The organism is Mesorhizobium shangrilense (assembly GCF_040537815.1).
Classification (GTDB): Bacteria; Pseudomonadota; Alphaproteobacteria; order Rhizobiales; family Rhizobiaceae; genus Mesorhizobium; species Mesorhizobium shangrilense.
Genome location: NZ_JBEWSZ010000015.1, coordinates 1 through 24,818, shown reverse-complemented (window position 1 = coordinate 24,818; position 24,818 = coordinate 1). Strand labels below are relative to the sequence as shown.

Genomic DNA, 24,818 nt, shown 5'->3' with positions numbered 1-24,818 from the left:
GTGATCAAGCATGAAAATTACCGGGCTGGAGACTTTCTGTCTCGACTATCGCATGCCTTACCCTCTCACCTATGCTCGTGGCGAGTACCGGTCCCGCGAGGCCGTGCTGGTCAAAGTCCACACGGACGATCCCGATATTTTCGGCTGGGGCGAGGCGGCGATGTGGGGGGGGCCTTGGGCTACCACCGCAACTGTCCTTGAGAAGCAGATCCAGCCGCTGATTGTCGGCCAGGATCCGCGACGCCTGGAGTATTTGTGGGAGAAGGTCTACCAGGAGACCTATTACCATGGCCGAAAGGGCATTTTGCTCTCTTGCCTGTCTGGGGTCGACATTGCGCTGTGGGACATTCTAGGCAAGATTGCGGGGCAGCCCGTCTGGCGGCTGCTGGGCGGCTTCGCGCGCCCCCTTAGGGCCTATGCCTCCTCGGGCTATTACCGGCGCGGCTATTCCACCAACGACCTCGCCAATGATGTCGCCGCGGCGCGGGCTGCCGGGTACCTAGGCTATAAGATGAAAGTCGGAAACATAGCCACGGCGGTACATGCCCGCGTTCTCGACGAAACGCCGCTGCGGGTTTCACTTGGCGAGGATTTTGCCCGCGTGCGAGCCGCGCGTGAAGCGCTAGGCGGCGACTTGGACCTGATGTGCGATGCAACGACGTCGCTCGACGCCAGGACGGCCATGACCTATGCGGATGAATTCGAGCGCATCGGGGTCCGCTGGTTCGAAGAGCCGACGCAACCAGAAAACATCGCCGGCTGCGCGGACCTCGCCCGCCGCACGCGCGTGCCGATTGCTGGCTTCGAAACCGAGACCAGCAAGTTCAATTTTGCCGCACTGATCGATGCTGGCGCCATTCAGATGGTCCAGCCGGACCTCATCCAGGTGGGCGGTATCACCGAGGCGCGCAAGATCGCTGCCTATGCGCAAATGCGACATCTCGGTTTTTCGAGCAAAAACTACAGCACTGCGGTCAGCCTTGCCGCCTGCCTGAACCTGCTCTACGCGCTGCCAAATGGCGACTACTTCGAATGCGACATGGATCCTTCACCTTGGCGGGAGCAAATCCTGAAGGCACCCCTGTTCGATTTGGACGCCGGCATGGCTCAGCCGTTTGACCGCCCGGGCCTTGGATTAGAGATCGATGAGGCCGTTCTCGCGACATGGCGGGTGACACCATGATGCGCCGGACATTCGATAGCGCGCTATTTCGCGGCAAGGTGGCACTGGTGACAGGCGCGGCGAGCGGTATTGGCGCGGGGACCGCGCGCGCCTTCGCCGATCTTGGCGCTCATGTCATCATCCAGGACATCGACACGCGGCAACTCGAACAGCGAGCGAAGGAAATTGGCAGGGACTGCCAGACGATCACCGCCATCGGCGGCGATCTTTCGGCTTGCGGGACGGCCGACGTGGTGTTCGACCAGGCGCTTGCGGCCCACAACCGTGTTGATTTCCTGGTCAACAACGCTGGGCGTTCCTGGGGTGTCACAACCGACGCCATTACCATGGACCAGACCAATGAATTGATGGAACTGAACTTCAACAGCGTCCTGTGGCTGTCGAAGCGATTTATCGCGCATGGTCGGGAACATGGTGAAGGTGGTTCCATCATCCAGATATCGTCGACGGCCGGCATCGCCGGGTTTCAGCGTCGGGCCGTCTACTGCGCGACAAAATTCGGCGTCATCGGCCTGACCAAGGTGCTTGCGCTGGATCATGCGCGCGACAATATCCGCGTTAACGCGATCTTGCCGCATGTCGTGGAGACCGACATGTTCCGTGCTGTGGCAACACCACTCGATGCGTCGACATGGCGAGCCGGCATTCCAATGGGAAGGTTCGCGCAGGTCGAGGACGTCGCCAATCTTGCGATGTTTTTGTGTTCACCGGCTGCAAGTTATCTTACGGGTGGCCTCTATCCCGTTGATGGCGGTGCCATGGCGGGATCATTTGGGGGGGAAGCATGACCGTAATACGTATGGCAAGCCGTCACACCGAACTGGCGTTCTGGTTGATGACGCCGAACGAGAATGCCTGCGAGATCGCATCGATCCTGGGCTACGGCACCGTCATTATCGACATCGAGCATGGTACGTTCGAACCATCGACCGCCGCGCGCAGCATTACGATCGCCAAGGCCCTTGGCATGACCGTCTATACACGCGTCGACAGCGCAGAGCGCGTGCCTATTCAACATGCGCTCGATTTTGGCAGCGACGGTGTGATACTGCCACAAATCACCGGCTTGGCTCATGCACGCGTGGCGACAGCCTTTGCCAAATTCCCACCCCTGGGTGTACGCGGCTTCGGCGGTGGCAAGACGGTCAACTACATGCCGGTTCCGCCGCAATTTGTTGCGGCCGAGAACCGACGCACGAAATGCTGGGTCATAATCGAGACCGTGCAGGCGCTTGACGATGTCGAGCAGATCGCAGCGTTGGAAACGGTTGATGGCCTTTTCATTGGTCCCAACGACCTGTCGCTGGCCCGCGGGCGCGGTGAATATCTCGCTGACGGCCGCGACCACGACGATATCCGGCGGATTGCCCGGGCGGCGCAAGCCCAGGAAAAGCCCTGGGCAATGCCGATCGCAAGCATCCCAGACCGCGACCTGGCACGCAGTCTCAATATCGCCTTCATGGCAACCACCGACGATCTGACAGCACTGCGCGACGGTTTGGTCGCCGGCTTGCAGATGGTGGAGGAGCCAAATTGACGGGCGACAAAACGATCTGGATCAACGGCGTTTGGGAACTTGGCTCGGAACCGGGCTTGCCTGTCATCAATCCAGTTACGGAAGAAGAAATCTCTATTGTTCTCAGCGCTGGTCACGATCAGATAACACGCGCGATTGAAGCAGCGGCATCGGCGCAACCGGCCTGGGCCAGTCTCGAACCGTGGCGGCGGGCTGAAGCGCTGCGCGCGATCGGCGCTTGTCTGCTACAACATCAACAGGAACTTGCGAATCTCATTTCGCTTGAGGTTGGGAAACCACTTCGCAAGGCGCGCGAAGATGTGGAAGGCGCCGCCAGTTACCTTGAATATATGGCGCAATGGGACCGCCGCATAGAAGGCGAGATCCTTCCAGCCGACAATCGTGATGAGACAATTTTGCTGACCCGCGTGCCGATCGGCGTCGTGGCCGCCATCACCGCCTGGAACTATCCGCTCGACCTTTTTATCCGCAAGGCGGCGCCGGCACTGATCGCCGGCAATACAATGGTGGTGAAGCCCACGGAGGTTACGCCGCTCGCTTGCATCAGAGCCATCCAGCTAATTGCCGCTAATGATTGCCTGCCTGCCGGGGTCTTGAATCTCGTCACCGGGGGCGGTGCGGTAGGGGCGGCCTTGTGCTCGCATTCCTTGGTGAACATGATCACGATGACGGGGCATCGCGACACCGGCAAGAGGATCATGGCCGCGGCAGCGGCAAATCTTTCGCGCGTTTCGTTGGAGCTTGGCGGCAGCGCCCCGGCCATCATCTGGAAGGACGCGGATCTAGACCTCGCAGCTGATGCCATCGCATTTGCCAGTTTCGAGAATACCGGTCAGGTCTGCACCTCGTCGGAGCGTATTCTTGTTCATCAGGATGTGCACGACGACTTTGTCGAGCGTCTGGTTGAACGCGCCAATGGAATGCGGGTCGGCAACCCTTGCGACGATGTCGATCTCGGTCCTTTGGTCAATCGCACCCACTTTCGTAAAGTGACCCACGCAATTGATCTGGCCCAAACAGAAGGCGGCGCACTTCGCTGCGGAGGGCACGGCATCCCGTCACTGCCGGGCAACGGATATTGGGTGCGTCCCACGGTGATTACCGGCGTCACGCAGGACATGTCACTCTTCAAGGAAGAAACCTTCGGGCCGATAGCGCCGATCATCCGCATCGCCAGCTACGAAGAAGCAATCAGCCTTGCCAACGCGACGCGTTATGGCCTGTCAGCCTTTCTATTCAGCAACGACTATCGCCTGATCATGCGCGCGCAGAACGATCTGCGCTTTGGCGAAATCTATATCAATCGGAGCATGGGAGAGGCACTGCAAGGGTTCCACAATGGGCATCTGGAGTCCGGCATGGGCGGCGAGGACGGCAAGCACGGCGTGCTGAAATACACTCAGATCCGCGCCGTCTACCACCGTTACACCTAGGCGGACCATGGAGGAGTTCGATTTCATCGTCATCGGTGCGGGCTCGGCGGGCTGCGTACTCGCCAACAGGCTCAGTGCTGACAGCCGAAATTCGGTCCTGCTCGTGGAAGCCGGCGGCAGCGACAGTTCGCCGATTATCAAGATGCCGGCGGCGACCGACCTTTACGGCATCGGTAACCCGAAATACGACTGGCGCTACCTCACGGAACCGGACCCGACCAGGAATGGCCGGCGGGACGTGTGGCCGCGCGGAAAGGTCATCGGCGGCAGCAGCTCGTTATGTGGGCTGGTTTATATGCGCGGCCAAGCCAGTGACTATGACAGCTGGGCGGCGCTCGGGAATGCCGGGTGGTCTTACGCAGATGTCTTGCCCTATTTCATCCGCAGCGAGGCGAACGAGAACGGTGCGAACCAGTTTCATGGTGGCGATGGTCCGTTGCACACATCCAATCTTCGAAGCCGCCATCCGCTGGCAGAGACATTCGTGCAGGCAGCAATCGCCTCCGGCCTGCCAGTCAACAATGATTTCAACGGGGTGTCGCAGGAAGGAGCTGGTTTCGTCCAGGCCAACCAGATATTCGGCCGGCGCCACAGTGCCGCCGACGCCTATCTGAAGCCAATTCGAGGTCGCAAGAACCTGCAAATCCGCTCCAAGGCGCAGGTATCACGTGTGCTGATTGAGGACCGGTGTGCGATCGGGATCGAATATTTTCGGCCCGACAACACTCACCATTTCGTCCGCGCGCGTCGCGAGGTCATCCTGTCGGCAGGCACGATCGCCTCACCGCAGTTACTTATGCTTTCTGGTATTGGCGATGCCGCTGAACTCTCTGCCTACGGACCGGTGACCCATCATTTGCCCGGTGTCGGCAAGAACCTGCAAGATCACGTCGGCGTCTATCTTACCTATCGCGTCGACCAGCCAACTTACAATTCTGAGGCGGGCTTGTTCAGGTCGGCGCTGCATGGACTCAACTGGTTGTTGCGGGGGCGCGGACCTGGAACAGCGCCTGGCGCGCAGGCCATGGCTTTTGTGCGATCAGACGTGACGCGGCCGGATCCGGATCTGCAGCTTCATTTCACGCCGATAGGCTACAAGCTGACGCCGGACGAACTCGTCATCCTCAAGGATCCGGTGGTGACCGCGATACCGAATGTCAGCCGTCCAGAAAGTCGCAGTCACCTTGCCCTGCGTAGTGCCGATTTCCGCGACACACCTCGGATATTCAGTCGACTCTTGGATGCGGAAGCCGATGTGCGGTTACTCACCATCGGCTGCCGACGCATTCGAGAGATATTCGCAGCGCCGCCGCTCGCACAGCATGTGATCGAGGAATTGGCGCCAGGACAAGGGGAGATGACGGACGAGGGCTGGGAGCGGTTCCTCCGCCGAGAAAGCGTTACGGTCTTTCACCCGGTCGGGACCTGTAAGATGGGGACTGATCCGATGGCGGTCGTCGACAGCTCACTGCGTGTGCGTGGCGTTGCCAGGCTGCGGGTTATCGACGCTTCGATCATGCCGCACCTTGTAAGCGGCAACACCAATGCACCGACAATGATGATTGGCGAACGCGGGGCCGATCTGATCTTGGCGGACAAGGGGGCGTCATCATCGTGACGCGCATTGAGACCATCGATTTGTTCCTGCTGCAGGTACCACGGTTCGATCCTGCCCGCGACCCCATCAGGGACTTGCTGCTGGTGCGGGCGCGGGCCGGGCAATACGAGGGCTGGGGTGAATGCGAGGCCGCGCCTTTCGTGTCGCTGGCGGCCTTTCTCACGCCGGAATCGCACAGCACCTGTCGGCCGGTCGGTGCCTCGGTGCTTGGCCAGAGGCTCGAAAGCCCAGCTGATATCGCCGATATTACGCGCCGCGTCTGGCAGGACAGCATGAATGTTCTTCAGGCGCCGCATATCTATTCCGGCGTGGAAATGGCGCTGTGGGACCTGCTGGGGAAGAGATACGAGGAGCCAGTCTATCGGCTGCTCGGCTATGACAAGGCTTTCGCCAAACAGCCTTATGTTGTGGTGCCCTTTGCCGCGGTGCCTGAACAGACATTCGAGCGAATGCGCCACATCCGGCAGGCCGGCTACAGAGCGGTCAAGACCGGTTGGAGCGGATTCGGTCACGGCAATATCGCCAGCGACCTCTCCCAACTTGCCGCGGCGCGGGAGGGTCTGGGCGCTGATGCTCGCCTGTTCATTGATGCGGCACGCATTTGGGGTTGTGACGTTGTCGCCGCAAAGCGCTACTGCCCACTGTTCGATCAGTTCTCCATCGAGTGGGTGGAAGAGCCATTCGACCCGACAGCGCTCAACGCCTATGCGGATTTTGCCGCTCATCACGGTCGCATGCGGCTTGCCGCAGGCGAAAACATCCACAGCATCCAACAGGCGCAGCAATTGCTCAACATCGCCGGCATTGGCGTCATCCAGATCGATTGCGGGCGTGTCGGTGGGATTGGAGCGGCCAAAGAGATTGCCCAATACGCCGATCTGCGCTGTGCTCGCTATATCAATCACACCTACACGTCCCACCTGGCCCTGAGCGCGTCCCTGCAGGCCTATGCTGGACTTGAACGGCAGGATCTGTGCGAATATCCGATGGATCCGACATCACTGTCGTGGTCGATCTGCCGAGAACACCTGTTGGTCGGTGGCGATGGCGAGGTTACGATTCCGAACGCACCGGGCCTCGGGATAACTATAAGTCTTGACGACCTGCAACGATACGTCGTGGACTTGGAAATCCGGATAGGCCGAACGACACTCTATAGAACTCCAAGCATTCGATAGTTTTGTCAGGCCGCCGTCGAACGTCGCGACAATACAACGGGGGCGCGATGATGACCGCTTGCGGGTCGGTTCAACGACTCCAATAATTTCGGTATATGTCCGTATGGCGCAAAGCGGCCGGTACTCATGCTTGCGCCGGCACCCAGTTCGCCAAGCACCGGGCCACCAAACTCCGTGTATTTCGCCAGGGTCCCCTGCTTCGATATCCGCGCTTCCGGACCGCCGCTGGGATGGACGTCTCCCGAATCTAGGACACGGCCGTCCGCCGTCGTGATCTGCACATCCGCCCAGCGGCGGTCGGAAAGCACTGCAGGTCGCGAACACCAGTGCAGTTGTATTTGATTTGGGAATCCCAGCCTCCCAATTCTCATAACCGCCAAACAGGACCGAAACGCGCATTCTCACATTTAAGTGCCAAGCGACTGACGCTATTTCGCTGATTCAGTGATTGTGTGATGCAGCCGACTGGGCGCCGAGCCAAAGCTGATACCATCGATCTGTCCACGAACAATCTGAGACGTGTTCCATCCGTCAGTCATTTGGTCGGTCGCTTTTGACCAGGCCCGGTTCGGATCCGGCCAAGGAATGGCATCTACAAGCGCGCGCGTATAGGGATGACGCGGTCGTTCGATTACCTCGCGGGGCGCGCCAGCTTCGACAACACGGCCCTGATGTAGTACCAAGACGTAGTCGCTGATGTGATATGCAGTTGCGAGATCGTGGGTGATATAGATGATCGAAATATTGTGCTCATCCTTGAGGGCTCGCAAATGCTCTAGGATCGACATCCGGAGAGAAGCGTCGATCATCGATACTGGCTCATCGGCAACGATCAGCTTAGGTCGCAGCGACAGGGCCCGCGCTACCATCAGGCGCTGCCTTTGTCCGCCCGAAAGTTGATGCGGAAAGCGGTCCAGCACCTCCGGCGCGGAGAGACCTACAGCCGCGCAGGCATTGGTCATGATTTCATAGATTTCGTCGCGATGTTTTGCGACCCCGAACTGCAGCAGCGGCAAAGCTAGCGTCCGGTCAACCCGGTAGAAAGGATTGAAAGACCCGTAAGGATCTTGGAAGATCGCCTGCACCTCTCGACGGTACCGGGCCGCAACTTTGCCATGCAGCCGTTTAATTGCCATTCCACGGTAAAGCACTTCCCCGCCGGAAGGCGACTCGAGGCCTAGGATCAGACGTCCCAGCGTGGTCTTGCCGGAGCCTGATTGGCCGACTACCGCGACCACGCTAGGCCGATCCTCCGAAAGCGAGAGGCTGAAGGGTTCCAGGGCAACTTTCTGTTTGCCACCGAAGATACCGCCAAAGGTCTTGGACACGTTCCCGAGGCTGAGAAGCATGCGACCTGAGGCCGGTTGCGCCTGCGCCTGATTTCTCTCCTTGCGGTTGCTGACCGTCGGAACGCTGCTGATCAGCAACTTGGAGTACGGGTGGGCAGGTTTGGCAAACATCATCCGGATCGGCGCGTCATCGACGATGCACCCATGCTGCATGACGACGACACGGTCGGTCGCTTGCGCCATTAGTCCCATGTCGTGGCCGATAAGGAGCAGACCGCTGCCAATGCGGTCCTGTATCTCGACGAGCATATTCATCACTTGCCGCTGCGAAATTACATCAAGGGCGCTGGTCGGTTCATCGGCAATGATTACTCTTGGCTGCATCGCCACCGCGATGGCAATACAGACGCGCTGTTTCATCCCACCAGAAAGTTCGTGAGGAAACATCTCAGCGACCGCATGGGATAGGCCGACGCCTTCCAGTCCCGTACGGATCGCTGCCGCCTCTTCGTCTCGCGAGCGCTTCTGGCCGTGGTCCCACAACCCATCGAGGAACTGCTCGCGGATGCGTAGGACCGGATTAAGCGAATTCATTCCACCCTGGGGGACATAGGCGATTGTTTGTAATCGTGCTCGCCGAATGCCTTCTTCATCCAGCTTCAGGAGATCTACCCCATCCAGATGAGCCGAGCCGCTCACGATTCGGCCGGGCTTCTTGATCATTCGCACCAACGCCAGCGCGGTGGTCGTCTTGCCTGATCCTGACTCACCTACGATGCCGACTTTTTCGCCGGCAGCTATAGAAAAACTGACGTCGCGTACCGCATGGATGAGACTCGTCGGAGTTGCGAAGTCGACGCTGAGGTTTAGAACGCGGAGCAATGTCATGGTCAGCCGAGCCGCCGCAATCGCGGATTGGAAAGTTCGTCGAGCCCCACATTGACGAAATAGAGACCGACAAAGAGCGTCATCAGGATAAGGACTGGTGGTAGAATCCACCACCACATGCCGGAAAGGAAAGCAGAATAGGTCATTAGCCAGTAAATGGTCATACCCAAGGTGGGTTCATTCTGCGGCCCTAGCCCCATTGCCTCCATGCCGATGCTGGCGAGAATCGCGTCGGCCATCGCCGCGACGAAAGCGGACATTAGGAATGGGAGCAGGTTTGGAGTAATTTCGGCCAAGATGATACGGAAGGGTCCTTCGCCGGAGATTCGAGCGACATCCACGAACATTGATGTTCTCATCACCAGCATTTGACTTCGGATCTGTCGCGCTGGAACCCGCCACGCTAAGGCTGCGATGATCAGCGCCATTCCCATCGAGGTCAGGCCCGTCTGAACCACCGACGAGATCATCACGAGGAAGAGGAGCGCTGGGACAGTCAACGATACGTCGATTAGCCAGCTAATGATGCGATCTGTCCATCCACCGAAATAGGCGGCAACGAAGCCGAGCGCGGCGCCGAGTAAGGTCCCGATGGCCCCCGCGATCAGCCCGGTTCTGACGGTCAAATAGGTTCCCTGGATCATGACGGCGATGAGGTTACGGCCCTGCGCGTCTACCCCAAACAGGTATTCGCTGGTGGGCGGGCTTGACGCCGGTGCTGATAAAGGCGCGGCGGTGGAGACGTCGATCACCAGCCGGCCCAACCCTGCAAACGCAGCAAGCACAAGCAACATCACCATTCCAAAGAGAAGTGAAGGATTGCGCCAAAGGTAACGGAGCACGGCAAGCGCTTTACCGTGAGCCGATCCCCACGCGGGTTCCATCCCAGTATGCTCGATACGGTTCGACGTGGGGGCCATCACGCTTCAACCCGGATTCTGGGATCGATCCATGGAGCGATCAGGTCAACAATGAACATCGATGCAGCAACCGTGACGACGAGGATCAGGACGATCCCATAGATGGTTGGATAGTCGAACAGAGAGATCGACTGGAACAATAGGGTGCCGACACCAGGGTAACCAAAAACCACTTCTACCAGGATCGCGCCGGCGACGATCTGTCCCATGCTTAGCGCGAGCGCTGTTACCTGCGGCAGGATCGCTGTTCGAATTCCATACCGGAAGAAGATCCGACTCGGTTTGAGGCCGCGGGCGCGCGCAAACTCGACGTAGTCCTCGCCTTGGACTGAGATCATCATGCCCCGCATGCCGATCGCCCAAACTCCGACCGAGGCGATCACGATGGACAGAGCGGGAAGAACGGAATGATCCAGCACTTCAAGCGCAAAGGACCAGGACCAGGTCGGAATAGAAAATATGTCGTAGCCGCCCGAGACCGGGAACCAGCCTGTAGTGGCGGCGAGGAGATAGATCAGAACGAGTCCAACTAAATAGAACGGCAGGGCTGAAAGCACCATCATGAGCGCATTTAGCGCTTGTAGAGCTCCCGCTCGGCGATACTTTGCAGCCGCCGCGCCAAGTAACGTGCCCGCGGCGAAGGCGATTACTGTTGCGCTGAATAACAAACCGAGTGTCCAAGGAAGAGCACGCCCTATCAGCTCGCTGACCGGCGTCGGATAGCTGATGATGGAAGGGCCGAAGTCAAACCGAACGGCGTTCCAGAGATAAGTCACGTACTGTTCCCATAGGGTCTTGTTGAGGCCGAACTTTTCAGAGAAGACCTCCGACATCTCCTTGATCCGGCTCGGACTGATGCCGGATGTGGCGGCCAGGAGGGTTAGTTTTTCCGCGATCGGATTTTTCGGGCTCATATGCGGAATGAGGAAGTTTATGGTCGCTGCCGCCCATATGGCTGTCAGCAGGATTATCGCTCTCTTCGCAAGATAATGACGATACATCAGATCCTCTCGCTTATCCTCCAGCCCCTCGTGATTGGGGCTGGATCGCTGATACACCCAGTTTCAATCGTCGCATCCCATTGGGAGCAGGCCTTCGCTATTGCACAGGCTTGAGCTGCCAGAGAACATAACCGAACTGGCCCGAAGTCAGCCAAAAAGTCGGCTGCATGTAGGGGTTCTGTTCGGAAGGCCAGTTCGTCCAATGCGTCTGGTTCATCGGAATGCGCAGATAAAATTCGCAAATCGGTGCCTCGACAGCGTCGCGGAGCCAGATTTCCATGGCAGCCTTCACGAGCGGCAAAATGCCGGGATCGCCAGGGCGGAGGTGCCCGACTTGGGCTACGATTTTGTCGTATTCAGCGTTCGACCAGCGCGCCAGGAACAAAGTCGGCTCGCCTACTGGAATTGCATTCTTGGATGTATACGCGTCGAGGGTCGCGAACGGATCGGTGTCAGAGCCACGATGACCGAACAGAGCGAGCTGATATTTTCCATCCCGCATGATTGCGCGGCTCTCCGGCGATGACTGATAGCCAATGTCGAGCCCGTGGTTCTTCAGCTGCTGGGCCACGAGCGGACCGAGAAAGCCGAGAGTCGGGATCGTCTCAATGGTCGACGAAAGCAACTTCCCGTCCTTCTGCCACATTCCGTTGCTGTTTTTGGCGTAGCCGGCGGCTGCCATTTCTTGGTCACCCCGCGCTGGATCATAGACGCCAATCCCGTATTTATCTGCCAGCGGCTTGATCGCATCGATGTATGGCTTGAGCGTGCCGAATCCCGGAAACGGCGAAAAGATCGGGTGAGTGGCACCCTCGAAGCCCACGTCCACCAGTTGTTTGCGGTCCAGGTAATAATTGACAGCGTGTCGAAGATGGGCGTCCTGCCAGATCGGATCCTTGTGGTTGAAATAGAGTGAGGGTGGCCAATCATCGGCCGAGCCGAAGGGAGGGTTATTGCCGGAGAAGGTGGTCACTTTCGGATTCCGGCTGAGGATCTGCTTTACGACCGGAACGGGCAGATCGAAAGCAATGTCGGCCTGATTGGCGAGCATCAATTGCGCCATATGGTCGTTGGTTCCGCCCGGCACGGTGATGATCCGTTCGATTGCCGGCATCTTGGCTAAACCGGCGTCGCTGGCCCACCACTTATCGCGTCGGTCCATAAAGATCTGGGTGTCGGTGAAGCGAACGACCTTCCAGGGGCTTGTCGTAACCGGCCAACCTTTCTGGGGATCGTAGAAGGAAAAGGATGCAGGGTCCGCAACATCTTTCCAGATGTGTTCCGGCAGCCATTGAAGTCCTGACTCGAAGCAGTTGATCAGATATCGGAAAGCGAAACGCGGATCGGGTTTGGTCAGATGGATCACGACCGTAGATTGGTCGATCTTCTCGACGGACGCGACATCCTCAGCGACTGCTGTCGCCTTTACCATGTCCTTCTTCGTCTCGCCGTTCGACTTCAGGAGTCTCAAGGTGAATACCACATCGTCGGCGCTGAACGGCTCACCATCACTCCAGGTGACCCCGGACCGTAAGTGAATGGTCAGCTGCGTATTGCTGTCGTTGTATTCGAGAGACTTCGCCAACCAAGGGATCAACTTGTCTGTAATTGTATTATAGTAGAATAGAGGTTCAAACATATTGATGATCGAGCCCCGCATATCGTCGATATTGATCGAATACGGGTTGGCCTGTCCTACATTCCTATAGGTCGGTGCCTCTGGATTGAAGGCGACGACCAAAGTGCGGTCTCGTGGGACATCCGGGATCGTCTGGGCATACGTCACGTCGCTCGCTATGAGCGCAAGAACGCCAGCGAGTGCAAATTGTATTCTTCGAGTCTTTATCATGAGAATTCCCCTTTCTTTTCTTTTTCGTTGGCATCAAAGATTCACGATAACTTGGGCAGGGACTCAGGCACACGGGATCGGAGTGCTTCCGTCTCGCGGTCGGAAAGCCGACCAGGTGGGCCGTCAGCCCGATTGGTTGGGATGTGCGCGCCCCCGGTCACCAAGATGTTCGTACCGGTGGTGAAGCCCGCTTTGTCCGAAGCAAGGTGGAGCACCCATTCCGCCACGTCATCAGGGCGGCCTGCTCGCCCCACCGGGTTCGCTTGGCAAGCGAGAGCGTTCCAAGCTTCCATGTCACGACGGCGATGGGCGTTGCGGTCAGTTTGGATCAACCCTGGCGCAACATTGTTGACGGTGACACCAAAGGGAGCGGTTTGCACCGCAAGATTGCAAACCAGATTCCACATCGCAGCTTTGGTCAACGCGTAGATGGGCATCTCCGCCGAAGGCGCCACCTCCTGCGCACTTCCTATCGTGATAATACGGCCCCACCGGCGCTCCAGCATGATCGGGATTGTCCGCTGCAAGATCAGGATGTTTGAGGTTAGGTTCACTTGGATCTGCGCGGCGATGTCATCTGCCGTCACGTCGAGGAATGGCTTGTTGATCTGCGCCGATGCACTCAACACCAGAACGTCAAGGCCACCGAGCACCTTCGCCGCCGAATCGACGATGTCCGTGGCTTGTGCAGGATTAGATAAGTCGCCCTCGATTACGTAAGCTCGGCCCCCTGCCTCCATAATTTCGGAGACGAGGTTTTCGCCGGCATTCGGCCATCCCGCGGACCTGTCGGCGGCCTCGCTAAAATTGATTGCAACGGCGGCGCCCTTTGTCGCGAAGGTGCGTGCAATTTGCGCCGCGATCCCGCGGCTACCCCCGGTTATGAGCACGCGCTTTCCGGAAACCGTCATGTTAATTCGCCCCTTTGCTAGACTGATGTCGTGGGTCTCTATGGATGATCATTCCAATGCTCCGGGATACTCTGTGGTGAAACAGGTGGCGTGTTGCGCGATCACGGAGCGGTTTGGCCCGCCGCCGATTCCGCCAGAGAGATCGACCACGATTTGACCGTCCTCGAAAACGGCGGGTTCCCCGCGAAGACGATCGTAGAAGGGGCTCTCACCGATCTGCCTTTCAAGAATACTGAAAGAGGGTATCGTAGCCGCCACCTGCAGGCTGACGAGATCTAGTATCGGTCCTGCGGGGCTATGAAGGCTGGTTTCCAACCCGCGGCAGATTGCGGATTGCAGGATGGCCTTTCCGGTTGCGAGGCCTGTCCAGCGCAGGTCCGGCAAAACAACATCCAGCGCTTCCAGGTCGAGCAGCGCTTCGGCTTCAGGCTCTGAACCGAGCGCCTCTCCTCCGGCGAGGCGGATTCCGGAGTTGTTGGCCAGGCTTCGTAGGGCGCGTGATTCTTCCGGGGGTGCTTCGGCCCAGTTGATCGGGTCTTCGACCCAATACAGATTCAGGCGTGCAGCTTGACGTAGAAACTCCCGTGCTGCTGCGGGCGTCAGCTTTCCGAAGCAGTCGACAAGGAGCCGGACATCAGCGCCGATCGCATCCCGGACTGCTTCGACGCGCAGCAGCGCGCTATTGATGAAGGCAGGCCCCTCCAGCACATCAGAACCGTCCGCGGGTACGCTATCGAACGGAGCGATTTTGATAGCTTTGTAATGACCGGAACTCGCGATTTCTTGGGCGCGTTTGGCAAATCCCTCGGCTTTGCGATCGACGATGCCCCGATTCAGATTGGCATAGACAGATACGCGAGCATTAACTGCGCCGCCCAGAAACGTTGCCATAGCAAGGCCGGCACGGCGAGATAGCGCATCAATGGCGGCTTGTTCCACGACGTGCGCCAATAGGTTTCCGGGCGAACCCGTCCGACCGTTTTGCATCGACGTAAGGGGTTCCAGCGGCAATTCGCAGGGCCTGCCAATGAGCAGAGTCCTGGCTTGCCGAATGACCGACTGCATTTCGACCTCCCGGCCGAAATATGAGGCTTCGCCGAATCCGACGGTGCCGTCCGCCAGTCGGATTTCCAGAAGCAGCCAAGTCGACTGCGCGGACGCCGTAATCGCATATCCTTCAAGAGCCTGAATAACGTCCATATGTCCTCTCTTTATGGAATTCATAGGTGTACATATGAGGAGTCGTTCCACGATGTAGAACTTTATATGGCTTGTCAACATGATCGTTTCAGGTGATAAGCGAAGGACCCCAACGAAGAGGCGTGCAACTTGCTGACGAATGAGCGTGAAGGTAACGACCCGGAAGTCCCAGGCGCGCAGGCCCTGTTGCGTGGCCTCGATGTCCTGCTTGCAATCGGAAACGCCCATTCGCCAATGCGGCTGAAGGACCTGGAACGGACCGCCGGCATCCCCAAAGGGTCGTTACACCGGCTCGTTAGTGCGCTTTCAAGGCGAAGGCTTGTGCGCTTCGATAGCCGGAGCCGAACTTATCATCTCGGCGTCAAAGTGCTTGAACTCGCTCGTGCCGCCTTGGATCGGGATCCGCTTATTCGAGTAGCCAAGCCGGAATTGGCGCGGCTTGCTCGTCGGCTCGGTCGCACCATCGTCTTATCGGTAATGGACGAAAGCAATGTTTTCGTTCTCGACTTCGAGGCGGTAGACCCGGTCTTTACCAGTTTGGCTCATATCTGGCCGCGAGGCCCAGCGATCGACTCGGCTGCTGGGCGAGCCATGATCGCGGCGCTCTCGAAATCGGATCAGATACCGTTTTTGGAAGCTGCCTCTGCGTCGGGCATCAGACAGGAGAAATTGGCCGCCGAGCTCAGCGTGGCCAAGGCCGTTGGCTATATTGTCGTGCCAAGAGAACCGGCTTCGGGCGGCCCCGCGGTCGCTGCCCCCATTGTTGATGACAGCGATCGCCCGATTGGTGCGATCGGATGCACCTTCGATGCTGATGTGACGCCATCGGAAGAACTGCACGAAGCCGGCAGGATCATGGCGGAAGCCGCGCGCCGCGCATCCGGCAAGCAGGGGACTTCGCTAGTCTGGCCCGAGGTGATCGACAAGCCCGAAAAGGCGATTTCTCCGGACCTGCAGGTGCTCCCGACGGGGCGCGACTTCATGGGGGAGAACCCGATTTGGTGTGAGGACCACAGCCGACTTTATTGGGTCGACGTCTTAGCGCCAGCGCTGCGTTGGTGGGAACCCGCTACACGACGCGCCAATAGTCTCGACCTTCCGTTTTTGGTCGGCGGGGTCGCCATCGACGACCGCGGCCGGCTGATCTTGACGGGACAGCGTGGCCTTCACCGCGTGGATCTGGAAACCGGGGAGACCTCCCGCCTTATCGATCCCGAGCCCGATCAGCCCGACAATCGTTTTAACAATGCAGCGATCGATTCGCGCGGCCGTTTGTGGGCTGGAACAATGGCGGTCAACCAGCAGATCGGTCGCGGCAGCCTATACTGCATCGATCCGCATCTGAATGTCGATGTGAAGCTTTCGGCTATCACCGGGCCGAAGAACGTCGCTTTTTCGCCCGACGGCACTCGCATGTACTTTACGGAGGGCGAAAATGCCGTCGTCCACGTCTTCTCGTTTAACGAAGCTTCCGGTGCGCTCGCTGATCGAAGGGTTTTCATCTCCTCCCAAGGATTTCCCGGGAAGCCCAACGGGCTGACGGTCGATGAAGAGGGTCATGTCTGGGTCACTTGCCTTGGCGGGTGGAGCGTTCGCCGATATGCTCCGGACGGTCTGCTCGTCGAAGAGATAGCGCTTCCTGTTCCAATGCCTACGAACTGCGCTTTCGGCGGCGAGGACCTCTCGACCTTGTTCGTGACCTCGACGTTTATCCGTCTCCCCCCGGGCTACTCCTCCCTTGCCCCGGAATCGGGCCGGATCATTGCGATCAAGACGAAAACGCGTGGCCAGCAGCCGCAACGCTTTCTCACTAAGACAGGGGTTACTGATGGACGCGCGTAGAGATCAGGACTTGGAGCCGCAGGCGGTTGTCGTTCACGACGCGAATGCCTTGACCGGTGAGTGCCCCTGTTGGGACCCTAGGTCCGACGTTCTCTGGTGGATCGACATTCAGGGCCAGCGGCTGCTCAGCTTTTCGCCGCGCAGCGGCGAGCGCCGGGCTGTCAATCTTCCTCTGATGCCGGGTCTTATCACCAATCGGCGCGCGGGCGGCCTGATCGTGGGTCTTGAGGACGGCTTCTATGCCTTCGATCTCGCCAAGGGACTAAGTGCCCGCCTGGTTGCTGCAGCCGAAGAAGACGGTCGCCTTCGCCTCAATGACGGCAAGGCCGACCTGCGCGGGCGGCTTTGGTTCGGAAGCATGGACAAGACCGGTGGAGGTGGCCGCTGGGGCGGCCTATTCGTCCTCGATACCGACGGCAGCGTCAGGAAGATTCTTAGCGACATAACGATCCCCAACGCAATTGCCTGGTCGCCAGATGGATCGGTCTTCTATTTCTCGGACAGCGTAACCAAAACGATAGACGCCTACGACTACGATCTGAATACCGGGAGCCTCAGCCACAAATGCCCCTTCGCCGTTTACGATGAAGGTGAGACGCCTGATGGCGTGTGCATAGACAGGGAAGGTGGGGTCTGGATCGCCGTCGTGCATGGCAACCGTGTAGAGCGGAGGCTGCCCGACGGACGCTTGGACCGGATTGTCCCTCTTCAGGTGAGCCGGCCGACGATGCCCATGTTGGGCGGGGTCAACGGCTCAACCCTATTCGTGACGTCACAGCGCCGCTTCCTCACCACCGCTGAACTCGCCGCCCAGCCTGCCGCTGGAGACTTGCTTGCGATCGACGTAGGCATCCCGGCGGCGCCCTGCGCAATGGCTGCAATTTAGAGGTCCTTATGCAATCACGTAGTTGCCTTTGTCCTGACACCAGTCCGCAGATCGCCAATTTGTGGCATCGATCATGAGAGTCGAGCAGCGGCTGTTTGAGCTCGGTATAGAACTTCCTCGCGTTCCGGCGCCGGCCGGCAAATATGCTTCGTGCTCGGCTTCCGGCAATCTCCTCTTCCTTAGCGGCCAGGGCCCTTTGCTCGCTGACGGCTTTTTCGCGCGCGGAAAGGTCGGGTCGGAAATAAGCTTGTCAGAGGGCCGGGAACGCGCCCGTCTCGCCGGGCTGCTTCTTATCGCGGTGCTTCGCGACACTGTCGGGAATCTCGACCGCGTGATGCAGATAAACAAACTCTTTGGCATGGTGAACGCTGTTCCCGATTTCGCCGAGCATCCCGCAGTAATCGACGGATGCTCGGATCTCTTCCTATCCGTGTTCGGGGAAAGTGGCCGACACGCACGATCGTCAGTCGGGGTGGCCTCGCTTCCCGGCGACATTTCGGTCGAAGTTGAGGCCGTGGTCACCATAGAGCGCTAGTGTGACACCAGACAGCAAGACGGAATGAGGCATTCAAGAAGAAGGCACACAAAGTCGAGTTTCGTGCGCGGCTTCACCCGCTTGATGTGCTCTCCGCTTTCTTCGCGTTAGACTAGGCGCAATATTTTTCCATTTCTCGGAAGGCAAAGACCGGTTGATCCTGCCATTTCTCGTCGCCGGATTGACTGAGCTGATGACGGCGGGAGCGCTCTTCACCTTTGCGACCACGATCATCCGCTTGCCTCTGAGTCTGACTCAAAAAGAGCTCAAGGCTGCTGACGAGGCGGATATGGCGAGGAGCAGCCGAGCCAGGAAGATGCCTTCGACAACACAGCGACGCGGCGAGAGTTCAAAACCCTTGGCGGTGTCGGAGCGCTTGACCGGTGTGGCGCAGCCACGGCCGGCGTTTCAGCATGGCTTGGGGACTTCAAGCGGGCGTCGCTATCTTGAATGTCCGCTGCATGGACAACCGATCCGACCATCAGGCCAAGCCTGTCGGTGACAATTTGGCGCTTGCGGCCCTTTGATCTTCTTATTTCCACCGAGCTGGGACTGGTTTGGGGATGCCTCAGCGGCATCCTTCAGGAGAGGCTTTTGGCTGAGCTTGCATGAAGGCAGGAAGGGTTGGGAGGCCGAGGTCGGCGCAGAGGCGCTTGCTTTGCCTGGGATCGCTCAGCACTGGACGTAGGCGCCGCAACTGTGTCCGGTGGCCGTCGATGGCGACAATCTGGGGAATCAGCATCGAACAGGAGCCACCTAGGATACGATTTCCTGTCTTATCCGCGCAGCACGGGCTTGATGATATTTTAAATCTGGTATATCAGATTTCTGCAAAAGGACGCTGATGGAACTTCGAAAGTTTTCCACCGAAGAAACACAAAATCTGCGCGCGCGCACCTTCACGGCACTTCGCGGGCAGATTCTGGACGGCAGCCTTAAACCGGGTGAGCGCGTGAGCGAGCGCAAAATCGCCGAAATGCTCGGAATTTCGACCACGCCGATCAAGGAGGCGCTGCGTCGCCTGGAGGCCGAGGGGTTGGTTGTCACGCTGCCGCGCCGGGGAACCTATATCGCGGCTTTCTCGACCGAGAAAGTCCACGAAATGGCTCTAATTCGCGCCGCCATCGAGGGTGTCGCCGCTCGCATCGCCGCCCAGAAAGCAAAGGATGCCGATCTCTCCCAGCTTCGGAGCCAAATCGAAGTGATGCGCGCGGCGACCGCCGCCGGAGATTTTGGCGATGTCGTCAACGCCAATGAAGGCTTCCACGAGATCATCCAGGGTCTCGCCGCCAACCAGTATCTCTCTCAGATCCTCGGCGTGCTGCGTGTCTATGATCGCTCGAACCGCGTTCGCGTCCTGTCGCGATGTGATGAATTCGAACGCGCATTTCGCGAGCATCTTCAGATCCTCACTGCGATTGAAGGGGCTGATCCCGACGGGGCGGAGGCGGCGATGCGCGCGCATATCCTGAGATCAGTGGAACTCATTCGAATCCACAGCGAGCAACACGGAGAGCCAACATGACCACGAGTCGCGCGGACGTGCAGGCAGCGTTGAACGGCATTTCCGGCGTGCACGTCACACCCTATGGGCGGGACGGATCAATCAATGCGGCGGCGGTTACCTCTATCGTGCGGCGTATCGCTTCCGCCGGCATCCACGCCGTTGTTTGCGGCGGCAACACCGGCGAATTCTTCTCGCAAACGGCGCGCGAAATCGTAGCAGTGCAGGAAGCGGCGAAGGAAGGCTGCCTGGAACGGACAGTGATGATCGCCGGCGTCGGCCGGGCCATCGATGACGCGATCGAACTGGCAAGGTCGGCGGAGCGGATAGGGTTCGACGCAATCATGGTGCATGAGCCTGCCGATCCCTTTGCCGGAGCAGTCGGAGTGACCGCCTACGTCCGCCGCATTTGCGATTCCGTCAGTCTGCCAGTCATCCTCTATGTGCGGTCGCCCGCTCTGGGCTTCAATGAACTCATGTCGCTTGCGGCGATCGATCAGGTCGTCGGCATCAAGTTCGCGCGGACCGATCTCACGCAACTGGCGAATTGCATTCGAGCGACCGAAGGGAGCGGCGTCGCTTGGGTATGCGGCCTGGCCGAGCAGTGGGCGGCCCCTTTCTATGCGGTTGGCGCCCGCGGCTTCACCTCAGGACTGGTCAATGTCGCGCCCGAACATTCAATGGTGATTCATGCCGCCCTTGAGCGCGGCGATTTTACTGAGGCGCGCCGTCTGGTCGGATTGATCGCACTCTTCGAGGAACTCCGCTCCACCGACGACAATGGCGCCAATGTGACTGTCGTCAAGGAAGCGCTCAGCCTCCTCGGTCACGAAGTCGGGCGGGTCCGCGATCCGGGCAGCGCCCGATTGTCCGACGCAAATCGCCAGCGTCTGGGTAAGGTGCTGGAAACGTGGCGGAAAAATGGAATTCTCGCTGAGCCGGTGAGTTGACTGATATGTCTGAATACATCGTCGGTTCTCTAACAGAGGCAAGCTAGGACGTTCTTCAACATCGCCTCGCGGTCGCCGTGATCGCGATAGCCGCCATTATCCTGCGGGCAGTATAGTTCTTAGGGGCAGGAGGTCATCGGCGACACCGATATCCTGAAAAACCCACGGCCACGCCAAAATAGCCTTTGCCGTGTAATGCAGAAGGTACGATTCCATGCAACCAGTTCTCTCCCTTTCGCGGGAAAACTCCGTCTATTGTTTCGACAAGGATGCCAAACCGCTCGTCGCCGTCGACGCGCCGGCGCGGCTCATGATCGAAACGCATGACGCGAGAGGGGGGCGCCTAACGCGCGCCGAGCAGGTCCACGAAACCACGCCCGACTTCAGCGATCGCTTTCCGAAGGCCAACCCAGCCACCGGCCCGATCTTCGTCAACGGCTCCGAACCGGGCGACACGATCACGGTCGACATCCACTCGATCGACCTAGACCCGCTCGGCTTCATTCTGGTCAAACCGGACATGGGGTTGGTGCGCGGCCTGAGCCCAAAGGCCATCGCCAAGATGTGCGCGATCGAGGACGGCGTCGTGCATTTCAATGATCTGAGAATTCCCGTTCGGCCGATGGTCGGCGTGATCGCCGTCGCTCCCGCCGACGAGCCCATCGCCACGGCCTATGTCGGTCGCCACGGCGGCAACATTGACAGCAGGCTGATCGCCGCTGGTGTCAGGCTTCACCTGCCCGTTCAGGTCGAGGGCGCCCTCGTCTACCTTGGCGACATCCATGCTGCGATGGGCGATGGCGAGGTGTCGGGCACCGGCATCGAGGTCGGTGCCCGCGTCGAGGTCACAGTCGGATTGGAGAAAGCTACAGGCAGAACTTGGCCTTATGCCGAGACGGAGGACCGGCTCATCTCGATAGGTTCGGCACCGACCTTCGAAGTCGCGTCTGAGATCGCGGTTCGTGAGATGATGAGCCTTCTTGGCCAGCGTCTCGACCTCTCGCCGACCGATGCATTCATGCTCATCAGCGCCATCGGGGATGTCGGCGTCAATCAGGCCTGCAGGTCAAAGATCGACGTCAGCGTTCGTGTCGACATGCCAAAGCTCGGTCACGGTCTTTCCCGAGCGAAGCCCGGGGCAGTGGTGAGATAGCCGGCAAACAATAGCAGATCTCCAATAATGCTAAGACTATCTAAATTGTGACGCCTGATCGAAAGTCAACTTTAAGTACTGGGCGTTAGCGTATCTGCAGCCAGTTTGGTCCTGAAGAACGACAGGTCAGCGCGCCTTGACCACTTTCGACATCAGCTACCGCCGCATCAGGCAGGCCGTGTTTTCACCCGCGAATATTCCGGCGGCCATCGCTGTTGCGGTCATTACAGTATGCGCCGTGTTTGCCGACCATCAAAACAGGCTCGTGTCAGATCTGGCCGCGCGGGCGGATGTGCTGGCGCGGGTCAATCTTGTCCGAGCCAAGCTGGAAGGCAACATCAACGGAACCCTTCACCTTGTCAGGGGCTTGGTCGCGACGATTGTGACCGAACCCTATATGGGGCAGCAGCGATTCGCCGCTCTCGCCAGCAGTGTTCTGAGCGGGGATTCGTTGGTGCGCAATGTAGGCGGCGCTCCGGATCTTGTCGTTTCGTTGATGTACCCCATGCAGGGCAACGAGAAGGCCATGGGTATCGATTACCGCACCGATGCAGTAATGGGTGAAACCGCTCTGCGTGCGCGTAACGAACGCAGGTTGATCCTGGCGGGGCCAATCGACCTCAAGCAGGGCGGCAAAGGCTTCATCGGTCGCTTTCCCGTTTTCGTCAAAGGCGCGAACGATAGCGACCGTTTCTGGGGCATCGTTTCCGCGGTCATCGATGTAGAGCGGCTGTACAAGGCCAGCGGCCTATTGGACCCTGGTCTTGGCCTCGACATAGCGATCACCGGCAAGGACGCGACGGGAGTTGCCGGAACGCGGTTCTTCGGCGATGACAATGTGGCCAAGAACAGTCCCGTAACAGCCGATATCCTGGTTCCATCCGGCTCATGGCAGATCGCCGCCATCCCCAAGAACGGCTGGGCGTCCACATATGACGGTGTCTGGTTGTTGCGCGCGATCATGGCCGCCGCGGCGGCGGCGATGGTGATACCAATCCTGGTCGCTGGCCGGCTGGCCGGAGAGCGGCAGCGCACGTATTCCGAACTTCGGCGCCTGTCACGGCGCCTGGAATTGGCGCTTGAGGCATCCTCGATCGGTGTCTGGGAGCATGATCTCGCCTGCAACAGACTGGTATGGGACGACAGACTCGATGAAATCTACGGCATTAGCAGCAAGGGCGGCTCGCGTGGATACCAGGACTGGGCTGGCGCGATCCACCCGCTCGACCTGGCCCGGGCAAAAAAGGATTTCGACGGCGCCGTCTCCACCAAGGGGCCTTACTCATCGGATTACCGAATTGTCCGCCCTGACGGCGAGATCCGGTATCTACGCACCAGGGCAACCTATTTTCAGGACGGCAATGACACGCCTAAGATGATAGGCGCCGAATGGGACGTGACTGCCGATGTCCTGCTGAACAAGGATCTGGAACGGGCACGGCAGCTTTCGGATTCACGAAATTCGGAACTCGAATTCGCCAAGTCGCGCATCGAGCATGACGCGCTGCACGATTCGCTGACCGGCCTTCCGAACAGGCGTTTCCTGGATGAGATACTGGAGAAATTTGCCACCACCTGCGGTTCCAACGCTCAGCATATCGGGCTTCTTCATATCGACCTCGACCGCTTCAAGCAGATCAACGATACGCTTGGCCATGCAGCCGGCGATGCGATGCTTGTGCACGCTGCTGCCGTTCTCAAGGCAAATGTCGGTGATCAGGATTTCGTCGCCCGCGTCGGCGGCGACGAGTTCGTGGTGGTCAGCCGGAATTGCGACGACACCCAGCTCTCCATGCTCGCCGAGCGGATCATTGCTCAGATGCGCCTGCCCGCCTACTATCAGGGCCACCAATGCCGCTTTGGCGTCAGCGTCGGAATTGCTGTCGACGATGGAAAGAACGGCGTTGGCGGGGATATTCTGGTTAATGCCGACATTGCCTTGTACCGGGCCAAGAGCAATGGCCGCAATCGATACGAATTCTTCTCCGATGCGTTACAGAAGAAAATCGTCAGCACAAAACGTATTGCCGACGAGATTCTTGGCGGTCTGGAGCGCAACGAATTCGTCGCCTATTACCAGCTTCAGTTCGATGCAAAGACGCTCAGCATCGCCGGTGTGGAGGCACTGGCGCGCTGGAGGCATCCGACAAAGGGAATTCTCACTCCCGACATCTTCCTGAACATTGCGGAGGAACTGAACGTCGTTTCCATCATCGATAGAACGGTTTTGGAACAGGCGCTCGGAGATTTCGACGAATGGTCGGCTGAGAAGCTGAACATCCCCCACGTATCGGTCAACGTGTCGGCGCGGCGCCTTCAGGACGAGGATCTGATCAAGGGCTTGCGCGACTTGAATATCAAGCAAGGAACTGTCTCATTCGAACTCGTCGAGTCAATCTTTCTCGATGAGAGCGATGATCTGGTCACCTGGAACATCGATCATATCAGGCAGCTCGGCATTGACTTAGAGATCGACGATTTCGGTACCGGCCATGCGTCTATCGTCAGCTTGCTGAAGCTTCAGCCACGTCGCCTCAAGATCGATCGCCAGCTGATCAGCCCGATTGTCGAATCCGAACGGCAACGGCAACTTGTCGCGTCGATCATCGACATCGGCAGGTCGCTTGGCATCGAGGTTGTCGCGGAAGGCGTTGAAACCATGGAGCACGTCCGCATCCTGCAGACGCTCGGCTGCGACATGCTACAGGGCTATGTTTTTGGCAGCGCCATGGACTCCAAAACGCTGAAGGCTTTTGTCCGGTCCCGACAATGGCGCACTTCGGGTTAGTCAAACTCGACGCACGCAGGCAAAACCCTAGAGTATCCGTGTTGGTCAAGGAAGGGATTGGGTCCAGTTTCGACCATCCCTGAGTAAAGCGTTTGCGAGGAGGATAAGCCTCCTCATGATGGCGGTGATTGCGACCTTGAAGGGTTTGCCTGC

At 58.8% G+C, this 24,818-nt stretch carries 19 protein-coding genes and 2 pseudogenes; 13 read left to right on the top strand and 8 right to left on the bottom strand.

The window, feature by feature from the left end; translation table 11 throughout:
• Positions 1 to 10: 10 nt before the first annotated feature.
• The 6 genes from ABVQ20_RS39035 (at position 11) to ABVQ20_RS39010 (ending at position 6,949) form a co-directional block, all read left to right on the top strand.
• A complete protein-coding gene (locus ABVQ20_RS39035; RefSeq protein ID WP_354465115.1) occupies positions 11 to 1,183 on the top strand; it encodes a mandelate racemase/muconate lactonizing enzyme family protein in 1,173 nt (390 codons plus the stop codon).
• The gene (locus ABVQ20_RS39030; protein WP_354465114.1) at positions 1,165 to 1,971 is read left to right on the top strand and encodes an SDR family NAD(P)-dependent oxidoreductase; all 807 of its coding nucleotides are present in this window, start codon (positions 1,165 to 1,167) and stop codon (positions 1,969 to 1,971) included. Before ABVQ20_RS39035 ends, ABVQ20_RS39030 begins: the two co-directional genes overlap by 19 nt.
• The gene (locus ABVQ20_RS39025; RefSeq protein ID WP_354465113.1) at positions 1,968 to 2,720 is read left to right on the top strand and encodes an HpcH/HpaI aldolase family protein; all 753 of its coding nucleotides are present in this window, start codon (positions 1,968 to 1,970) and stop codon (positions 2,718 to 2,720) included. Before ABVQ20_RS39030 ends, ABVQ20_RS39025 begins: the two co-directional genes overlap by 4 nt.
• The gene (locus ABVQ20_RS39020; protein WP_354465112.1) at positions 2,717 to 4,153 is read left to right on the top strand and encodes an aldehyde dehydrogenase family protein; all 1,437 of its coding nucleotides are present in this window, start codon (positions 2,717 to 2,719) and stop codon (positions 4,151 to 4,153) included. Before ABVQ20_RS39025 ends, ABVQ20_RS39020 begins: the two co-directional genes overlap by 4 nt.
• Positions 4,154 to 4,160: 7 nt before the next feature.
• On the top strand, positions 4,161 to 5,771 hold the full coding sequence (locus ABVQ20_RS39015) for a GMC family oxidoreductase (protein ID WP_354465111.1): 1,611 nt from the start codon (positions 4,161 to 4,163) through the stop codon (positions 5,769 to 5,771).
• A gap of 140 nt (positions 5,772 to 5,911) precedes the next feature.
• On the top strand, positions 5,912 to 6,949 hold the full coding sequence (locus ABVQ20_RS39010) for an enolase C-terminal domain-like protein (protein ID WP_354465110.1): 1,038 nt from the start codon (positions 5,912 to 5,914) through the stop codon (positions 6,947 to 6,949).
• 428 nt (positions 6,950 to 7,377) lie between these two features.
• Here ABVQ20_RS39010 and ABVQ20_RS39005 read toward each other — a convergent pair whose 3' ends face one another.
• The 6 genes from ABVQ20_RS39005 to ABVQ20_RS38980 form a co-directional block, all read right to left on the bottom strand.
• Complete coding sequence (locus tag ABVQ20_RS39005) at positions 7,378 to 9,126, bottom strand: ABC transporter ATP-binding protein (protein WP_354465109.1); 1,749 nt, start codon at positions 9,124 to 9,126, stop codon at positions 7,378 to 7,380.
• 2 nt (positions 9,127 to 9,128) lie between these two features.
• Entirely contained in the window at positions 9,129 to 9,920 is a 792-nt protein-coding gene (locus ABVQ20_RS39000) for an ABC transporter permease (RefSeq protein ID WP_354465108.1), read from the bottom strand.
• Positions 9,921 to 10,045: 125 nt separating this feature from the next.
• Positions 10,046 to 11,047: an ABC transporter permease gene (locus tag ABVQ20_RS38995; RefSeq protein ID WP_354465107.1), complete on the bottom strand. Its 1,002-nt coding sequence runs from the start codon at positions 11,045 to 11,047 to the stop codon at positions 10,046 to 10,048.
• A gap of 97 nt (positions 11,048 to 11,144) precedes the next feature.
• Positions 11,145 to 12,896 (bottom strand): ABC transporter substrate-binding protein, encoded by a 1,752-nt coding sequence (locus ABVQ20_RS38990; RefSeq protein ID WP_354465106.1) that lies wholly within the window; start codon positions 12,894 to 12,896, stop codon positions 11,145 to 11,147.
• A 41-nt stretch (positions 12,897 to 12,937) separates the two neighbouring features.
• Positions 12,938 to 13,807 carry an SDR family NAD(P)-dependent oxidoreductase gene (locus ABVQ20_RS38985; protein WP_354465105.1) on the bottom strand — a complete coding sequence of 290 codons (870 nt, stop codon included), beginning with the start codon at positions 13,805 to 13,807 and terminating at the stop codon, positions 12,938 to 12,940.
• Between the two features lie 48 nt (positions 13,808 to 13,855).
• Entirely contained in the window at positions 13,856 to 15,007 is a 1,152-nt protein-coding gene (locus ABVQ20_RS38980; protein WP_354465104.1) for an enolase C-terminal domain-like protein, read from the bottom strand.
• Positions 15,008 to 15,136: 129 nt separating this feature from the next.
• Here ABVQ20_RS38980 and ABVQ20_RS38975 point away from each other — a divergent pair, with 129 nt between their 5' ends.
• From ABVQ20_RS38975 to ABVQ20_RS38965, 3 genes are all read left to right on the top strand, one after another.
• Positions 15,137 to 16,849, top strand: coding sequence for an SMP-30/gluconolactonase/LRE family protein (locus tag ABVQ20_RS38975; protein WP_354465103.1), 1,713 nt, complete (start codon positions 15,137 to 15,139; stop codon positions 16,847 to 16,849).
• Positions 16,836 to 17,735 carry an SMP-30/gluconolactonase/LRE family protein gene (locus tag ABVQ20_RS38970; RefSeq protein WP_354465102.1) on the top strand — a complete coding sequence of 300 codons (900 nt, stop codon included), beginning with the start codon at positions 16,836 to 16,838 and terminating at the stop codon, positions 17,733 to 17,735. The genes ABVQ20_RS38975 and ABVQ20_RS38970 overlap by 14 nt, the downstream gene beginning before the upstream one ends.
• A gap of 73 nt (positions 17,736 to 17,808) precedes the next feature.
• Positions 17,809 to 18,270: a RidA family protein gene (locus ABVQ20_RS38965; protein ID WP_354465101.1), complete on the top strand. Its 462-nt coding sequence runs from the start codon at positions 17,809 to 17,811 to the stop codon at positions 18,268 to 18,270.
• Positions 18,271 to 18,591: 321 nt separating this feature from the next.
• Here the strand turns inward: ABVQ20_RS38965 and ABVQ20_RS38960 are convergent.
• Positions 18,592 to 18,794, bottom strand: a pseudogene (locus tag ABVQ20_RS38960) (IS5/IS1182 family transposase); the annotation flags it as partial.
• Positions 18,795 to 19,114: 320 nt separating this feature from the next.
• Here ABVQ20_RS38960 and ABVQ20_RS38955 point away from each other — a divergent pair.
• The 4 genes from ABVQ20_RS38955 (at position 19,115) to ABVQ20_RS38940 (ending at position 24,665) form a co-directional block, all read left to right on the top strand.
• The gene (locus tag ABVQ20_RS38955) at positions 19,115 to 19,795 is read left to right on the top strand and encodes a GntR family transcriptional regulator (RefSeq protein ID WP_354465100.1); all 681 of its coding nucleotides are present in this window, start codon (positions 19,115 to 19,117) and stop codon (positions 19,793 to 19,795) included.
• A gap of 29 nt (positions 19,796 to 19,824) precedes the next feature.
• On the top strand, positions 19,825 to 20,724 hold the full coding sequence (locus ABVQ20_RS38950) for a dihydrodipicolinate synthase family protein (RefSeq protein ID WP_354465099.1): 900 nt from the start codon (positions 19,825 to 19,827) through the stop codon (positions 20,722 to 20,724).
• Positions 20,725 to 20,938: 214 nt separating this feature from the next.
• Positions 20,939 to 21,877 (top strand): acetamidase/formamidase family protein, encoded by a 939-nt coding sequence (locus ABVQ20_RS38945; protein WP_354465098.1) that lies wholly within the window; start codon positions 20,939 to 20,941, stop codon positions 21,875 to 21,877.
• 208 nt (positions 21,878 to 22,085) lie between these two features.
• The gene (locus ABVQ20_RS38940; RefSeq protein ID WP_354465137.1) at positions 22,086 to 24,665 is read left to right on the top strand and encodes an EAL domain-containing protein; all 2,580 of its coding nucleotides are present in this window, start codon (positions 22,086 to 22,088) and stop codon (positions 24,663 to 24,665) included.
• Between the two features lie 45 nt (positions 24,666 to 24,710).
• Here ABVQ20_RS38940 and ABVQ20_RS38935 read toward each other — a convergent pair.
• Positions 24,711 to 24,818: pseudogene (locus tag ABVQ20_RS38935) on the bottom strand (IS110 family transposase); the annotation flags it as partial.

Coding starts and splice junctions, on each gene's coding strand:
- ABVQ20_RS39000 (WP_354465108.1), bottom strand. CDS start 9,920: ATGTTGCTTGTGCTTGCTGCGTTTGCAGGGTTGGGCCGGCTGGTGATC.
- ABVQ20_RS39025 (WP_354465113.1), top strand. CDS start 1,968: ATGACCGTAATACGTATGGCAAGCCGTCACACCGAACTGGCGTTCTGG.
- ABVQ20_RS38945 (WP_354465098.1), top strand. CDS start 20,939: ATGCAACCAGTTCTCTCCCTTTCGCGGGAAAACTCCGTCTATTGTTTC.
- ABVQ20_RS38965 (WP_354465101.1), top strand. CDS start 17,809: ATGAGAGTCGAGCAGCGGCTGTTTGAGCTCGGTATAGAACTTCCTCGC.
- ABVQ20_RS38990 (WP_354465106.1), bottom strand. CDS start 12,896: ATGATAAAGACTCGAAGAATACAATTTGCACTCGCTGGCGTTCTTGCG.
- ABVQ20_RS38970 (WP_354465102.1), top strand. CDS start 16,836: ATGGACGCGCGTAGAGATCAGGACTTGGAGCCGCAGGCGGTTGTCGTT.
- ABVQ20_RS38980 (WP_354465104.1), bottom strand. CDS start 15,007: ATGGACGTTATTCAGGCTCTTGAAGGATATGCGATTACGGCGTCCGCG.
- ABVQ20_RS38995 (WP_354465107.1), bottom strand. CDS start 11,047: ATGTATCGTCATTATCTTGCGAAGAGAGCGATAATCCTGCTGACAGCC.
- ABVQ20_RS39015 (WP_354465111.1), top strand. CDS start 4,161: ATGGAGGAGTTCGATTTCATCGTCATCGGTGCGGGCTCGGCGGGCTGC.
- ABVQ20_RS38955 (WP_354465100.1), top strand. CDS start 19,115: ATGGAACTTCGAAAGTTTTCCACCGAAGAAACACAAAATCTGCGCGCG.
- ABVQ20_RS38985 (WP_354465105.1), bottom strand. CDS start 13,807: ATGACGGTTTCCGGAAAGCGCGTGCTCATAACCGGGGGTAGCCGCGGG.
- ABVQ20_RS39030 (WP_354465114.1), top strand. CDS start 1,165: ATGGCGGGTGACACCATGATGCGCCGGACATTCGATAGCGCGCTATTT.
- ABVQ20_RS39005 (WP_354465109.1), bottom strand. CDS start 9,126: ATGACATTGCTCCGCGTTCTAAACCTCAGCGTCGACTTCGCAACTCCG.
- ABVQ20_RS39035 (WP_354465115.1), top strand. CDS start 11: ATGAAAATTACCGGGCTGGAGACTTTCTGTCTCGACTATCGCATGCCT.